This window comes from Cryobacterium sp. 10I1, from assembly GCF_035019805.1.
In the GTDB taxonomy this organism is placed as follows: domain Bacteria; phylum Actinomycetota; class Actinomycetes; order Actinomycetales; family Microbacteriaceae; genus Cryobacterium; species Cryobacterium glucosi.
The window spans coordinates 1-13234 of sequence record NZ_JASJVF010000077.1 but is presented as its reverse complement, the minus strand read 5'-3'; the positions used below and the strand labels follow the sequence as shown (position 1 = coordinate 13234).

Here is a 13234-nt window from a genome sequence, read left to right as displayed (position 1 = left end):
ATTCAGGAGGGAAACTGAAGGTCAGAGCCTGGCCGGCGGTGAGGAAGGTCGGGAGGGTCAGGCCGAGGGTGCTCCCCTCGAGCGCCCGGCGGAGCGGACCGAACACGGCCTCCGGGTCGGCGGGCCGCTGTTCCGTGAGGAACGAACCGGCGAAGGCCAGGAAACGTGCGTCGAGACGGCCGGCGACCGCCGCCGCATCCGCCCCCTGCTCGGCAATGGCACCGCCGAGGGCACGCAGGCCGAGAACGGTCAGGCCCGCAGGAGTGGCCTCCTGGAAGGCCCGCGCGAGGGCGCCGAGGCCCGCTTCGTCTCCACCGGCGAAGGACGTGATCGCGGCCGTCCACTCGATTGTGGCGGCCGGTTCGGTCGGTTCGGCCGCGACCTCGGCGAGGTGCCCGATCGTGAACGGCCGGGTCTCGTCGGCGAGCACCGGTGCGCTTGCGAGCAGCGGTGCGAGGAGGGGCGCGGCGTCCTCAGCGGTTCCGACGAAGACCACCTCGGCGCTCGCGATCGTCTGGCCGCGGAGCGGCGCGGGCACCTGTTCGATGTCGGGCAGATTGGTCAGGCCGAAGAAGATACTCAACTCGGGCGGGGCATCCGCCATGATCGCCGCAACGCTACCGAAGACGGTCCCTGCGGCGGACGCGGGGAAGACGATCGTTCCGCCGAAGAGGTCGGGAGCCGCATACAGGTCGATCTCGAGCGTGGTCACGATGCCGAACAGCCCGCCGCCGCCGCGCAGCGCCCACAGCAGTTCCGGATCGCTGTCCGCGGTGACCCGGCGCGGCTCACCGCCTGCATCGACGAGTTCGACCGCACGGATGCTGCGGGCCGCGATCCCGCGCCAGCGGCTGAACCAGGAGTGACCGCCCCCGAGGACGTGACCTGCGACGCTCACATCGGGATTGGACCCGGCGAGCGCCACGAGCCCGGAACCATCGAGGCGGCTCAGCAGGGCACCCCAGGACACGCCGGAGCCGACCCTGGCCACGCGTCGTTTCTGATCGATCACGATCTCGTCGAACGCGCTCGTGCGGACGAGGATGCATCCGGCGAGGTCGCCGCTCGGGCCGTGTCCGCGCGGCTGCACCACCACCCGGTGCCCGTCGGCGCGGGCGGCGGCGAGGATCCGCCGCAGGTCCTCCGGCCCGGCCGGGTACGCGACGGCGACCGGCCGTTGGTCGATCGCGAGGTTCCAGGGGGCGCGGGCACTGTCCCAGTCATCGTCGTATGCACGGACGAGCCTGCCGTCCATGGCCTCCGCGAGGTCGGTGAGCGCGCGGTCGGACGGAGATTCAGGTGTCATCATTCCTCCACAACGAGTCGGAAACGCGTACACGGCCGAGTCTCGGCCTATCCCGCCTCGCAGCCAACCCCGCGACTGAAACCGCGGCCGACCCGGTGTCGATGGCACGCTCGCGCCCGGAGGCAGGGTCCCGCGCTTAGGGTAGAGACATGGCAGAACGCACCCCGTGGTCACTCTCCGGCGCATTGCGCGGCATGTTCGCGAAGAAGACGATCGACGCCGACACCTGGGACGACCTCGAGGACGCACTCATCCAGGCCGACTTCGGCCCCCAGATCACCGAGGACATCGTCGCTGACCTGCGCGCCAAGGTCGCCAGGTACCACACGACAGACCCGGCCGACCTGCAGCGGATGCTGCGCGAAGGCCTCGAGGAACGCCTCTCCCGGCTCGACTCGACCCTCAACCTCAGCGCGCGCCCCGCCGTCGTGCTCGTCGTCGGCGTGAACGGCGTCGGGAAGACCACCACGATCGGCAAGTTCGCCAAGTTCCTGCGCGTCTATGACCGCAGCGTGCTGATCGGGGCTGCGGACACGTTCCGGGCCGCCGCTGTCGAGCAGCTCGCCACCTGGGCCGAACGCGCGGGCGCCGAGATCGTGAAGCCGCAGGCCCAGGGCCAGGACCCGGCATCCGTCGCCTTTCAGACCGTGGAGCGCGCGATCGCGACCGGCACCGAGATCGTGATCATCGACACAGCCGGCCGCCTGCAGACCAAGGGCGGCCTGATGGACGAGCTGACCAAGATCCGTCGCGTCATCGAGAAGCAGACGCCGATCGCCGAGGTGCTGCTCGTGCTCGATGCGACCACCGGCCAGAACGGGCTGGCCCAGGCCGAGGCCTTCATCGAGCACGCCGGGGTCACCGGGCTTGTGCTCACGAAGCTCGACGGCTCCGCCAAGGGCGGATTCGTGCTCGCGGTGCAGGAGAAGACCGGTATTCCGATCAAGCTCGTCGGCCAGGGCGAGGGCATCAACGACCTCACCGGATTCACCCCGCACGTCTTCGCGCAAAAACTCGTCGGATAGGACGACCATGACCATCGAACACGATTTCTTCGGAATCCTCGGCAGCGACGACGAAGGCGAGATCTACTGGTCGGATTCGGCGGAACTGGGCGACCAGGACATCGAGATCGACCTCAGCTCGCCTGATGAGTCCTCGGTTTCCGTCGAGGCGCTCGACATCGCGGCGTTCATGATCAATTCCCTCGAAGACCTCGACTCGCAGGCCCGCGAATCGCTCGTCGCCGAACTCAGCGCCGAGGGGTCCGTCACCGCGCTCTACATCAACCAGTGCCTCGAGGAACTCGATGAGGAGGTCATCGACGACGCCCTGATCTGGGACTCCGGCGACAAGCAGATCGACTTCCTCCGCTCCATCCAGCTGCAACGGATCGGCTTCCACCCGCACCACATCAAGAACGACGAGCACTTCGCGGTGCTCGACTATTCGATCAGCCCCACCGAGACCGACGCCCTGATCGTCGTGACGCTCGACGTGCACGGCGACACGATCGTGATCTCGCTCGACAGCTGAGGATTCGAGACCGGGCAACACCGGTTAAAGTAGAACCACAATGGCTACTTTTGGAAACCTCTCAGATCGCCTGGCCGAGACGTTCAAGAATCTCCGCACCAAGGGCAAGCTCAGTGCGGCGGATGTCGACGGCACCGTGCGCGAGATCCGTCGCGCCCTCCTCGACGCCGACGTCGCCCTCGACGTCGTCAAGGACTTCACCGCGCAGGTGCGCGAGCGCGCCCTCGGCGACGAGGTCAGCAAGGCGCTCAACCCGGCCCAGCAGGTCGTGCAGATCGTCAACGAGGAACTCATCCGCATCCTCGGCGGCCAGCAGCGCCGCCTCGAGTTCGCGAAGAAGCCGCCGACCATCATCATGCTCGCCGGCCTTCAGGGCGCGGGCAAGACGACCCTCGCCGGCAAGCTGGCGAAGTGGCTCGCCAAGGACGGGCACACCCCGATCCTCGTCGCCGCCGACCTCCAGCGTCCGAATGCCGTCACCCAGCTCCAGGTCGTGGGGCAGCAGGCCGGCGTGCCCGTGTACGCACCAGAACCGGGCAATGGCGTCGGCAATCCCGTCACGGTCGCCCGCGACGGCGTGAAGTTCGCCCAGCAGAAGCTCCACGACGTGGTCATCGTCGACACGGCCGGCCGCCTCGGCGTCGACGCCGAGATGATGAAGCAGGCCGCAGACATCCGCCGGGCCATCGACCCCGACGAGGTCCTCTTCGTGATCGACGCGATGATCGGCCAGGACGCCGTCGCGACCGCGAAGGCGTTCCAGGACGGCGTCGACTTCACCGGCGTCGTGCTGACCAAGCTCGATGGTGACGCCCGCGGTGGAGCAGCCCTCTCGGTCGCCTCGATGACGGGACGCCCGATCATGTTCGCGTCGACGGGTGAGAGCCTCGACGACTTCGAGCCCTTCCACCCCGACCGGATGGCGAGCCGGATCCTCGACCTCGGTGACATCCTCACCCTGATCGAACAGGCCCAGGGCGCCTTCGACGAGGACGAGGCGCGCAAGCTCGCCGAGAAGTTCCAGACCGACACCTTCACCCTCGACGACTTCCTCGGCCAGATGCAGCAGCTGCGCAACATGGGCTCGATCAAGAAGATGATGAGCATGCTCCCGGGCGCCGGGGCCATGAAGCAGCAGCTCGAGAATTTCGACGAGCGCGAGATCGTGCGCACAGAGGCCATCATCCAGTCGATGACCAAGGCCGAGCGCACCACCCCGAAACTCCTGAACGGATCACGCAGGCTGCGCATCGCGCGGGGCTCCGGCTCGAGCGTGACCGAGGTGAACCAGCTCGTGCAGCGCTTCGAGCAGGCCGCGAAGATGATGAAGACCGTCGCCCGAGGTGGAATGCCGAACATCCCCGGCATGGGGCCGATGCCCGGCCTCGGCGGTGGGCGCGGCAAGCCCCAGCAGGCGAAGAAGAAGGGCTCGAAGTCGGGCAACCCGGCCAAGCGTGCCGCGGAGAACCTCGCGATCGCGTCCGGTGAGAAGCCGGCGGGCGCCGGCGCTGAGGCACCGACCGGCGGCGGCACCGGCTTCGGCCTCGGCGGCCGCAAGCCGGCAGTCGCCGGCAAGCCCGGCGGTCCCACCGACGAGGAGATGGCCGCCCTGCAGAAGATGCTCGGCCGCTAACCGTACCGCTCCCTGTACCTTTCCGGTCGAGAGTGACCGCTCAGCGGGTAACTCTCGACCGGACAGGTATGCCTCGGGCGTTTAGGCTGGGCGCATGACACTCACGAAGCCCGGTCCCGTCCGCATCGGCGCGCAGGTGGCGCCCCAGCACGCCGAGTACACGAAGATCCGCGACACCGTCGCAGAGGTCGAAGCACTCGGCACCGATGTCGCCTTCAACTGGGACCACTTCTTCCCGCTTTCCGGTGACCCGGACGGGCTGCACTTCGAATCCTGGACGATCCTCGCCGCGTGGGCTGAGCAGACCTCCCGGATCGAGATCGGCGCCCTCGTCAACTGCAACAGCTACCGCAACCCCGACCTGCAGGCCGACATGGCCCGCACGATCGACCACATCAGCGGCGGCCGCTTCATCTTCGGCACCGGCTCCGGCTGGTTCGAGCGCGACTACGACGAGTACGGCTACGAGTTCGGCACCGTCGGCAGCCGGCTCGACGCCCTCGCGGAGAACCTCCCACGCATCGAGGCGCGCTGGGGCAAGCTCAACCCGCCGCCCACCCGGAAGATCCCGGTGCTGATCGGCGGAGGTGGGGAGAAGAAGACCCTGCGCATCGTCGCCAAGCACGCCGACATCTGGCATTCCTTCTCGAGCCCCGAGGTACTCGAGCACAAGCTCGGCGTCCTCGCAGACTGGTGCGCGACGGTCGGGCGCGACCCGGCCGAGATCGAGGTGTCCACGGAGCTGCGCGGCCGCACGGTCGACGAGGCAGACGAGCTCTATGCGCTCGGGGCCCGCCTGTTCACGATCGGGCTCTCCGGGCCGGCGTATGACCTCGCCCCGCTGACGGACTGGCTGGCCTGGCGCGACGCCAAGAACGCCGCCTAAACGGGCAAGGTGCCGCCGCGGAGTTCCGCGCTGAGCGCGGCCACGACGGCGGGCAGGCTGCCGCCGTTCGCCGCGGCGACGCGCAGCTGGCGCTGGTAGCTCGCGCCGGCATCCAGGATGCCGTTCAGCTGCAGCAGTTCGGTGAGGCAACCGAGGCGTTCCGCGGTGGGGGAGAGCACGCCGATCAGCCGGCGCACGTCGTCGGTCACGAGTCGTTCGGCGCCGCTCGAGTCGAGGATGATCTCCGCATCGAGCCCATATCGCGACGCACGCCACTTGTTCTCGCGCACGAACCATGGCTGCATGCTCGGGACCGGGCGTCCTGCGTCGAGCTCGGTGGACATCCACTCGACGAGGCACTGGATGAGCGCGGCGATCGCCCCGAGTTCGGTGGCCGTCGACACGCCGTCGCAGGCGCGAATCTCGATGGTGCCCCAACGGGCAGAGGGGCGGATGTCCCAGCGCACCTCGGTCATGTCGTCGATGATCCCGGTTCGGGTCATGTCCTCGACATACCGTTCCCAGCTCGCCCAGTCCTCGAGAATCCAGGGCAGCCCCGCCGTCGGCAGCTGCTGGAACATCTGCGCGCGATTCGACGCATAGCCGGTCTCGACGCCCGCCCAGAACGGACTGGACGCCGAGAGCGCCTGCAGGTGCGGGAGATAGCCGAGCAGGCCGTTCAGGATCGGGATGACCTTGTCGCGGTCCTCGATGCCGACGTGCACGTGGATGCCCCAGATCATCATGTTCCGGCCCCACCACTGGGTGCGGTCGATGAGCTTGTGGTACCGCTCCTTGTCCGTGACCTCCTGGTCGAACCACTGGCCGAACGGATGCGAGCCGCTGCAGATGAGGTCGACGCCCCGTGGGTCCGTGATCGCCCTGACCTCGTCGACCTGGCCGTAGACATCCGCAACGGCGCCCGCCACGGTCGTGTGAACACCGGAGACGAGCTCGACGGTGTTGAGCAGCAGCTCTCCGGTGATGTGCGGGTGCGGCGACCCGTCGGGGCCGCGCAGGGCATCGAGCACCTCGTCGGCGATGCAGACGAGGTCACCGGTCGACCGGTCGACGAGCGCGATCTCCCATTCGATGCCGATCGTCGATCGCGCTGATCGGGCGAATTCGATTCCCACGTGCGGTCCTTTGGTCGCGTGGCACCCGGCTGGGTGCTGGTCACAATCCTGACACCGATTGCAGGCGGCCTCCCGCACGAACGCGGAATCCGCTTTCGGCGGACACCCGGTGCCCGGTCGATTATCACATTGGGGCCGACATCTGACAGAATGATTAGTCGAGTTCTCCTGCGCCCGACCCTCTACTCTGACGCAGGAAAAAACCATCTTGAGCTTGTGCCGAGTGTGCCCCCACGCTCACGGCCCTCAGTTCGCCAAAAATCAAATACACAGGAGAATTGTGGCTGTCAAAATCCGTCTGAAGCGCATGGGCAAGATTCGTGCGCCGTACTACCGCATCGTTGTGGCCGACTCGCGCACCAAGCGCGACGGTCGCGTCATTGAAGAAATCGGCATCTACCACCCCACGCAGGAGCCCTCGGTCATCGAGATCAAGTCCGAGCGTGCACTGTACTGGCTCGGCGTTGGCGCCCTGCCCACCGAGCAGGTTGAGGCTCTCCTCAAGCTGACCGGCGACTGGGGCAAGTTCAAGGGTGACAAGAACGCCGTCAGCACCGTCAAGATCAAAGAGGCCAAGGTCGCTTTCGTCGCCGACGAGAAGAAGAAGCCGGTTCTCAAGCCCAAGGCTGAGAAGCCCGTTGTCAAGGAAGAGGCGCCCGTCGCCGAAGCCGCTGACGCAACAGAAGAGGACAAGGCGTAATTTTGCTCGCACCCGCGCTTGAGCACCTCGTCAAGGGAATCGTTGACCACCCGGACGATGTGCACGTTGCTGCCCAGAACTCACCGCGTGGCGAGGTGCTCGAGGTTCGCGTGAACCCCGAGGACCTCGGCCGCGTCATCGGTCGTTCCGGACGGACCGCAAAGGCCCTGCGCACCCTTGTGGCTGCCCTGGCCGATGGCAAGCGCGTGCGGGTCGACGTCGTCGACACCGATTTCTGAGCCGGCGGTGAGCCTCGTGAACGACACTCTGGTACCCAGAGCCCAGTCGCCCCGAGCCCAGCTGCGGGTTGGTCGCCTGACCAAGGCCCATGGCCTCAAGGGCGCCATCAAGCTCGAACTGTTCACGGATGACCCGGGGCGACGTTTCGTCCCGGGCGCCGTGTTCACGCTTCAGGTTCCAACCGGGTCCCCGTGGCACGGTAAGAAGATCGAGCTCGTCGAGCTCCGCTGGTACAACCAGCACGCCGTCGGCTTCTTCAAGGATGTCCCCGACCGGGAAGCGGCTGAGGCACTCGCCAAGGCCATCCTGTGGATCGACCAGGACGACGACGAAGAATCCGACGAAGAAGACGCCTGGTACGACCACCAGCTCGTCGGCCTCAAGGTCGTGCGTGACGGGGTGCAGATCGGTACCATCGGCCGTCTCGAACACCTTCCGGCCCAGGACCTCCTGATCGTCAAGACCGCGACCGGTGACGTCATGGTGCCCTTCGTGAAGGCAATCGTTCCCTCCGTCGACATCGCGACGGGTATCGTCACGATCACCCCTCCGCCCGGACTGCTCGAAGAGCTCCCCGAGGAGCCGGACGACGAGCCCGAAACCCCGCTCGAAGCGGATGCCGCAACCCACGAACCCGACGCCGGTGCCGAGCCGGACGCCGAGCACACACCAGACCAGAACGGCGCATAGGCGCGACCGGGATCAACCCGGGGGAAGGCGCGCCGCGCCCGCTGGCTCCTCCACTCCCCACGACGCGGCAGCCCTTGCAAGGAGAACCGCCTGTGTCGTACGTCCAGCCCGACAAACTCATCGATGACATCATTCATTCGGGTGTCGTTAAATCGAACCTGACCATTAAGCAGATGATCATCCGCGGAACCCTGTCCGGGGCGATCCTGGGCGCGGCAACGGCGGTGTCCCTGACCGCGGCCGCCCAGACCGGGCTTCCCATCGTGGGCGCCGTGCTGTTCCCGGTCGGATTCGCCATTATCCTGCTGCTCGGACTCGAGCTCGTCACGGGAAGCTTCGCGCTGATCCCGCTCGCGATCCTCGAGGGACGAACGACCATTAAAAAGGGCCTCACCAATTTCGGTGTCGTCATCGCCGCCCACCTGTTCGGCGCCGTGCTCTTCGGCTTCCTCTACGTCGTCTCGATCACCTACATGGGCACCGTGACCACAGACCCGATGGTCCAGGCCATCGTGCATCTAGCCGAGCACAAGGTTCTGCCGTATGAAGCGGTCGGCCCTGGCGGAATCGTCGTCGCGATCATCAAGGCGATGCTCTGTAACTGGATGGTCGCGATCGGCACGATCATGTTCTACACGTCGAAGTCCACCGCAGGAAAGATCCTCGCGATGTGGCTTCCGGTCACGATCTTCTTCAGCCTCGGACTCGAGCACGCGATCGTGAACATGTTCGTCATCCCCGCCGGCATGATGCTCGGCGCCCCGATCAGCATCGGCCAGTGGCTGCTCTGGAACCAGATTCCCGTTCTCGTCGGCAACCTGCTCGGTGCGATCCTTTTCACCGCCCTGCCGGTGTACTTCTCGCACCGCACCCGGGTCAACCGTGCCGCCCACCTGGAAGCGAGCGCTACGACCGCGACCGACGCCGAAACCGCGGACGAGTCCGTTCCCGTCCACGCCTAGGCTTTCTTCGTGCGCATCGATATCCTCACCATCTTCCCGGAGTTCTTCTCTGTCCTCGGCGTCTCCCTGCTCGGCAAGGCCAGGCAGTCCGGACTCATCGAGGTGCTCGTGCACAACCTGCGCGACCACACCCACGACCGGCACAACACCGTCGACGACACCCCGTACGGCGGCGGCGCCGGCATGGTGATGAAGCCGGAACCCTGGGGCGAGGCTCTCGACGCGATCCTCGACGAGACCACCGGCGCGCCCACTGAAGCTGGCGGCGACGCGGCAGCGGATGCCACGGCGAACGACGCAGGGCCGCTCCTGATCTTCCCGTCCCCGGCCGGCGACCTCTTCACCCAGAAGATGGCCCGCGAACTGGTCGCGGAACCGCACCTCGTCTTCGGCTGCGGGCGATACGAAGGCATCGACCAACGCGTCTTCGACCACTTCGCCTCCCGCGGGCGCGTCAGGCTGGTCAGCCTCGGCGACTATGTGCTCAACGGGGGAGAGGTCGCGGTGATGGCCATGATCGAGGCCGTCGGTCGGCTCATCCCCGGCATGGTCGGCAACCCGGAGAGCCTCGTCGAGGAGTCCCACGAGGACGGACTCCTCGAATACCCGAGCTACACCAAGCCGTCCAGCTGGCGCGGTCTCGACGTGCCCCCGGTGCTCCTGAGCGGCAACCACGGTGCCATCGCGACGTGGCGCCACGACCAGCAGCTCGAGCGCACCATGCGGGTCCGGCCCGACCTTCTGCCTCCAGCGAACGCAGAGCCAGCCGAAGGCGTCCGCGAGTAGTCTGGCTTCGTGTTCCTACGCAGGGTCTTCTATCGCTGGCAATTCCTTGCCGTGCTCGTGCTTCCGGCGTGGCTCCTGATCGGCGCGTCCCTCTTCAAGTCGAGCGGATGGGCCGTGCTCGGCAGCTTCTTCGGCGGCATCGTGCTCGGCCTCGGCCTGCTGGCCGTCGCCCTGCTCTTCTTCGCCCGCACCGAGGTGCGGCTGGAGCGGGCGGTGTCCTGGCGTGACGTCGGCGTGCTCACCCTGTGGCACGCCCTGATCGTGGCCTCCGGCTTCACGGCGGGTGCGAGCTGGCTGCCGTTCCTGGTCGTGCTCGTCGGGCTCGCAGCCTTCTGGTTCGCCATCTGGGAGCTCTTCGCGAGTGCCAGGAGCCGGATGCAGGCGATGATCGTGCTGATCGACGAGACCGCCAGAGGTGGCGCCCCGACCGAACCGGCCGCGGGGGAGCATCCGTCGCCCATCGGCTTCGAACCCACCCCTGACCCGTCGGTCATCGTCGTGCGGGAGAAGCCGAAAGACACCTAGCCGGCCCGGTTTTGCCGGAGGCGCGGATCGTGACATAATCAGCGATTGTGCCGTAGCATGCCTCTGCCACAGGGGAGCTGCACCGTTCGGCACGGTCTTAACCTCATCAGTCGTCGCCCAGCACCTGTGTGCGCGGGCGACCTCAGCCGTCTTCGTCCTGTGGCGGATACAGAGAGCGAACAAATATGCATATTCTCGACCAGGTGGATGCCCCATCACTCCGGAAGGACATCCCGGCGTTCCGTGCCGGCGATACCGTCAAGGTTCACGTCAACATCGTTGAAGGCGCACGCTCGCGCGTGCAGGTCTTCCAGGGTGTCGTCATCGGCCGTTCCGGCGAAGGCGTCCGCGAAACGTTCTGCGTTCGCAAGGTCAGCTTCCAGGTCGGCGTCGAGCGTACCTTCCCGGTGCACTCCCCGGTTATCGACCACATTGAGGTCGTCACCCGCGGAGACGTGCGTCGCGCGAAGCTGTACTACCTGCGCAACCTGCGTGGCAAGAAGGCCAAGATCAAGGAAAAGCGCGACTAAGACTCGTCACACCCGATTCCCAGCCCCGGCTGCGTTTCACCCTGAGCTCCTGACCCGTACACTGGGTCAGGAGCTCAGGCGGTTTAATGACAGACAATTCTCTGCCCACGCGATCGGATCGCCTGGCATCAGAAGCACCACAGCGCGGCAAGCGCGGCGTTGCGATCTTCTTTCGCGACCTCTTGATCATTTTTGTGGTGGCGCTGCTCATCTCGTTCCTGATCAAGACCTTCCTCGTCCGGTCGTTCTACATCCCCTCGGGGTCGATGGAGAACACCCTCCTGGTCAACGACCGCATCATCGTGAACGAGCTGGAACCGAAGCTCATGCCCATCCAGCGCGGTGACGTCGTCGTGTTCCGCGATCCCGGCGGGTGGCTCCTCCCGCAGGCTGCCGTGCAGCAGAACCCCGTCGCCGCCGGCCTTGACTGGCTCCTTTCCGTCGTCGGCCTCTCCGCGCCGGACAGCAACGACCACCTGATCAAGCGCGTCATCGGACTGCCCGGCGACCACGTCAGCTGCTGCAACGCCCTCGGCCAGCTGAGCGTCAACGACGTGCCCCTCTCTGAGCCGTATGTGAACCTCCCTGCCGGGGCGAGCGCCGTGTCCAAGGACAACTTCGACGTCGTCGTACCGGAGAACTCGCTCTGGGTGATGGGCGACAACCGGTACAACTCCAAGGACTCCCGGTACAACGGGGACACCCCTGGCAAGGGCTTCGTGCCGATCGACAACGTCGTCGGCCGCGCCCTCGTGATCAGCTGGCCGCTGTCCCGCTGGACCTGGCTCGACGACTACCCGGAAGTCTTCCGAGGGGTTTCCCCGGAGACGAAGTAGATGGCCGTCTGCGATCCGACCCTCGAGGTCGAGCTCGGCCTGCTCGCCGAAGGCGCGAGCTGCGTGATCGGCTGCGACGAGGTCGGACGTGGTGCCCTCGCCGGACCGGTCGGGGTCGGCGTCGCCGCGATCGACGGCACGCACGGCACGATGCCGGTCGGTCTCCGCGACTCGAAGATGCTCAGCGAGCGGCGCCGTGAGGCCCTCGCACCGCTCGCGGTCGCCTGGGTGCTGCACTCCGCGGTCGGACTCGCCTCCGCGAAGGAGGTGGACGAGATCGGCATCATCGCCGCACTCGGGCTCGCGGGCAAACGGGCCCTCGCCGAACTGTTCGCCGCCGGCGTGGACGTCCGGGGGAGCGTCGTGCTGCTCGACGGCAACGACGACTACCTCAACAAGGCCCTCGCGACGCCCCTCTCCGTGCTGACCCGGATCAAGGCCGACCAGGACTGTGCGTCCGTGTCCGCGGCATCCGTGATCGCGAAGGTGCACCGCGACCGGCTGATGATCGCAGCGGATGCGGTCACGCCCGGCTACGGGTGGGCGGGCAACAAGGGCTACGGCAGTGCGGAGCACATGGCTGCGATCGGGCGCCTCGGACCGACAGGGCTCCATCGCAAATCGTGGCTGACCATCTCAGCGTAGGATTGTCTCACCATGGAAGAAGAAGAGTTCGAAGACTACGACCGCGAGGTCGAGTTGGCCCTGTACCGCGAATATCGGGATGTCGTCGGGCAGTTCCAGTACGTCGTCGAGACGGAACGGCGCTTCTACCTGGCCAATGAGGTCGAACTCGTGCGCCGGGACACCGAGCACGACTTCTACTTCGAACTGAACATGAAGGACGTCTGGGTCTGGGACGTGTACCGGTCGGACCGTTTCGTGAAGTCCGTGCGCGTGCTGACGTTCAAGGACGTCAACGTCGAGGAACTCGCCTCGAAGGAATTCGAACTGCCCAAGGAACTCGCGCTCGACGAGTAGCCGGCTGGTCGTTCTAGCGGGGCTCGCAGACCACGACCGGGATGTCCCGGCTGGTCTTCTGCTGGTAGCCCTCGTACCCCTTGTATGCGGCGACGATCTGCGGCCAGAGTTCCGCCTTCTCCGCTGCGTCTGCCGTGCGTGCCCTCAGCTTCTTCGTCGTGCCGTGCACGGTGAGTTCGACGTCGGGGTTCGCAACGAGGTTGAGGTACCACTGCGGGTTCCGGTCGCTGCCGCCCTTCGAGGCGATCAGCACGAAGCGGTTCCGGTCGTGGATCGGGGCCGTGAGCATGGTCGTGCGGCGCTTGCCCGTCGAGCGGCCGATCGTGTGCAGTTCGACCACCGGGATCGGCCCGAACGAGGCGAGCAAACGTCCACCGGATGCCTTGAGCACGGCCCGGTGCATCAGGCTCATCGTCTTCATGCCGAGGTCGACCGACCTGTCGCGTAGTCCCATGGGTCCAGCCTAGTAACCTGCGTCGGTGTCGGT

The 13234-nt window shown here is 66.5% G+C and carries 17 protein-coding genes; 14 read left to right on the top strand and 3 right to left on the bottom strand.

What is annotated here, in order from left to right; translation table 11 throughout:
* Positions 1-1306 (bottom strand): FAD-dependent oxidoreductase (locus QN345_RS09010; protein WP_323508585.1); only part of this gene is annotated, 1306 nt, incomplete at its 3' end.
* Positions 1307-1455: 149 nt separating this feature from the next.
* On the opposite strand from QN345_RS09010, the gene ftsY reads away from it, so the two are divergent.
* The 4 genes from ftsY (at position 1456) to QN345_RS08990 (ending at position 5361) form a co-directional block, all read left to right on the top strand.
* Positions 1456-2331, top strand: coding sequence for a signal recognition particle-docking protein FtsY (gene ftsY / locus QN345_RS09005; RefSeq protein WP_134447580.1), 876 nt, complete (start codon positions 1456-1458; stop codon positions 2329-2331).
* Between the two features lie 7 nt (positions 2332-2338).
* Positions 2339-2842: a DUF2004 domain-containing protein gene (locus QN345_RS09000; RefSeq protein WP_134447581.1), complete on the top strand. Its 504-nt coding sequence runs from the start codon at positions 2339-2341 to the stop codon at positions 2840-2842.
* Between the two features lie 40 nt (positions 2843-2882).
* Positions 2883-4475, top strand: coding sequence for a signal recognition particle protein (gene ffh, locus QN345_RS08995; RefSeq protein ID WP_134447582.1), 1593 nt, complete (start codon positions 2883-2885; stop codon positions 4473-4475).
* A gap of 94 nt (positions 4476-4569) precedes the next feature.
* The gene (locus QN345_RS08990; protein ID WP_134560945.1) at positions 4570-5361 is read left to right on the top strand and encodes an LLM class F420-dependent oxidoreductase; all 792 of its coding nucleotides are present in this window, start codon (positions 4570-4572) and stop codon (positions 5359-5361) included.
* Here QN345_RS08990 and QN345_RS08985 read toward each other — a convergent pair.
* Positions 5358-6497: a glutamate--cysteine ligase gene (locus QN345_RS08985; protein ID WP_134447585.1), complete on the bottom strand. Its 1140-nt coding sequence runs from the start codon at positions 6495-6497 to the stop codon at positions 5358-5360. The two genes, QN345_RS08990 and QN345_RS08985, sit on opposite strands and share 4 nt — an antisense overlap.
* Before the next feature lie 280 nt (positions 6498-6777).
* Between QN345_RS08985 and rpsP the strand changes: the two genes are divergently transcribed.
* The 10 genes from rpsP to QN345_RS08935 all read left to right on the top strand — a co-directional run bounded on the left by rpsP (position 6778) and on the right by QN345_RS08935 (position 12747).
* Entirely contained in the window at positions 6778-7197 is a 420-nt protein-coding gene (gene rpsP / locus QN345_RS08980; protein ID WP_134447587.1) for a 30S ribosomal protein S16, read from the top strand.
* Positions 7198-7199: 2 nt separating this feature from the next.
* Positions 7200-7436, top strand: coding sequence for an RNA-binding protein (locus tag QN345_RS08975; RefSeq protein WP_134447589.1), 237 nt, complete (start codon positions 7200-7202; stop codon positions 7434-7436).
* Positions 7437-7452: 16 nt separating this feature from the next.
* The gene (rimM, locus tag QN345_RS08970) at positions 7453-8127 is read left to right on the top strand and encodes a ribosome maturation factor RimM (RefSeq protein WP_241987311.1); all 675 of its coding nucleotides are present in this window, start codon (positions 7453-7455) and stop codon (positions 8125-8127) included.
* Between the two features lie 92 nt (positions 8128-8219).
* The gene (locus QN345_RS08965; protein WP_134447593.1) at positions 8220-9089 is read left to right on the top strand and encodes a formate/nitrite transporter family protein; all 870 of its coding nucleotides are present in this window, start codon (positions 8220-8222) and stop codon (positions 9087-9089) included.
* A gap of 9 nt (positions 9090-9098) precedes the next feature.
* Positions 9099-9875, top strand: a complete 777-nt coding sequence (gene trmD / locus QN345_RS08960; RefSeq protein ID WP_323508584.1) for a tRNA (guanosine(37)-N1)-methyltransferase TrmD — start codon at positions 9099-9101, stop codon at positions 9873-9875.
* 9 nt (positions 9876-9884) lie between these two features.
* Entirely contained in the window at positions 9885-10400 is a 516-nt protein-coding gene (locus QN345_RS08955) for an MFS transporter (RefSeq protein WP_323504544.1), read from the top strand.
* Between the two features lie 185 nt (positions 10401-10585).
* A complete protein-coding gene (rplS, locus tag QN345_RS08950) occupies positions 10586-10930 on the top strand; it encodes a 50S ribosomal protein L19 (RefSeq protein WP_134447599.1) in 345 nt (114 codons plus the stop codon).
* Between the two features lie 86 nt (positions 10931-11016).
* Positions 11017-11766 (top strand): signal peptidase I, encoded by a 750-nt coding sequence (lepB, locus tag QN345_RS08945; RefSeq protein WP_134447601.1) that lies wholly within the window; start codon positions 11017-11019, stop codon positions 11764-11766.
* Positions 11767-12411 carry a ribonuclease HII gene (locus QN345_RS08940; protein ID WP_134447603.1) on the top strand — a complete coding sequence of 215 codons (645 nt, stop codon included), beginning with the start codon at positions 11767-11769 and terminating at the stop codon, positions 12409-12411.
* Between the two features lie 12 nt (positions 12412-12423).
* On the top strand, positions 12424-12747 hold the full coding sequence (locus QN345_RS08935; RefSeq protein WP_134447605.1) for a DUF2469 family protein: 324 nt from the start codon (positions 12424-12426) through the stop codon (positions 12745-12747).
* Between the two features lie 13 nt (positions 12748-12760).
* On the opposite strand, the gene QN345_RS08930 is transcribed toward QN345_RS08935, so the two are convergent.
* Positions 12761-13201, bottom strand: a complete 441-nt coding sequence (locus QN345_RS08930) for a nitroreductase family deazaflavin-dependent oxidoreductase (RefSeq protein WP_323508583.1) — start codon at positions 13199-13201, stop codon at positions 12761-12763.
* Positions 13202-13234: the final 33 nt, after the last annotated feature.

Bases quoted from the DNA above. Each gene is read 5' to 3' on its own strand.
- ftsY (WP_134447580.1), top strand. From the start codon at position 1,456: ATGGCAGAACGCACCCCGTGGTCACTCTCCGGCGCATTGCGCGGCATG.
- rplS (WP_134447599.1), top strand. From the start codon at position 10,586: ATGCATATTCTCGACCAGGTGGATGCCCCATCACTCCGGAAGGACATC.
- QN345_RS09000 (WP_134447581.1), top strand. From the start codon at position 2,339: ATGACCATCGAACACGATTTCTTCGGAATCCTCGGCAGCGACGACGAA.
- QN345_RS08935 (WP_134447605.1), top strand. From the start codon at position 12,424: ATGGAAGAAGAAGAGTTCGAAGACTACGACCGCGAGGTCGAGTTGGCC.
- QN345_RS08990 (WP_134560945.1), top strand. From the start codon at position 4,570: ATGACACTCACGAAGCCCGGTCCCGTCCGCATCGGCGCGCAGGTGGCG.
- ffh (WP_134447582.1), top strand. From the start codon at position 2,883: ATGGCTACTTTTGGAAACCTCTCAGATCGCCTGGCCGAGACGTTCAAG.
- QN345_RS08930 (WP_323508583.1), bottom strand. From the start codon at position 13,201: ATGGGACTACGCGACAGGTCGGTCGACCTCGGCATGAAGACGATGAGC.
- lepB (WP_134447601.1), top strand. From the start codon at position 11,017: ATGACAGACAATTCTCTGCCCACGCGATCGGATCGCCTGGCATCAGAA.
- QN345_RS08940 (WP_134447603.1), top strand. From the start codon at position 11,767: ATGGCCGTCTGCGATCCGACCCTCGAGGTCGAGCTCGGCCTGCTCGCC.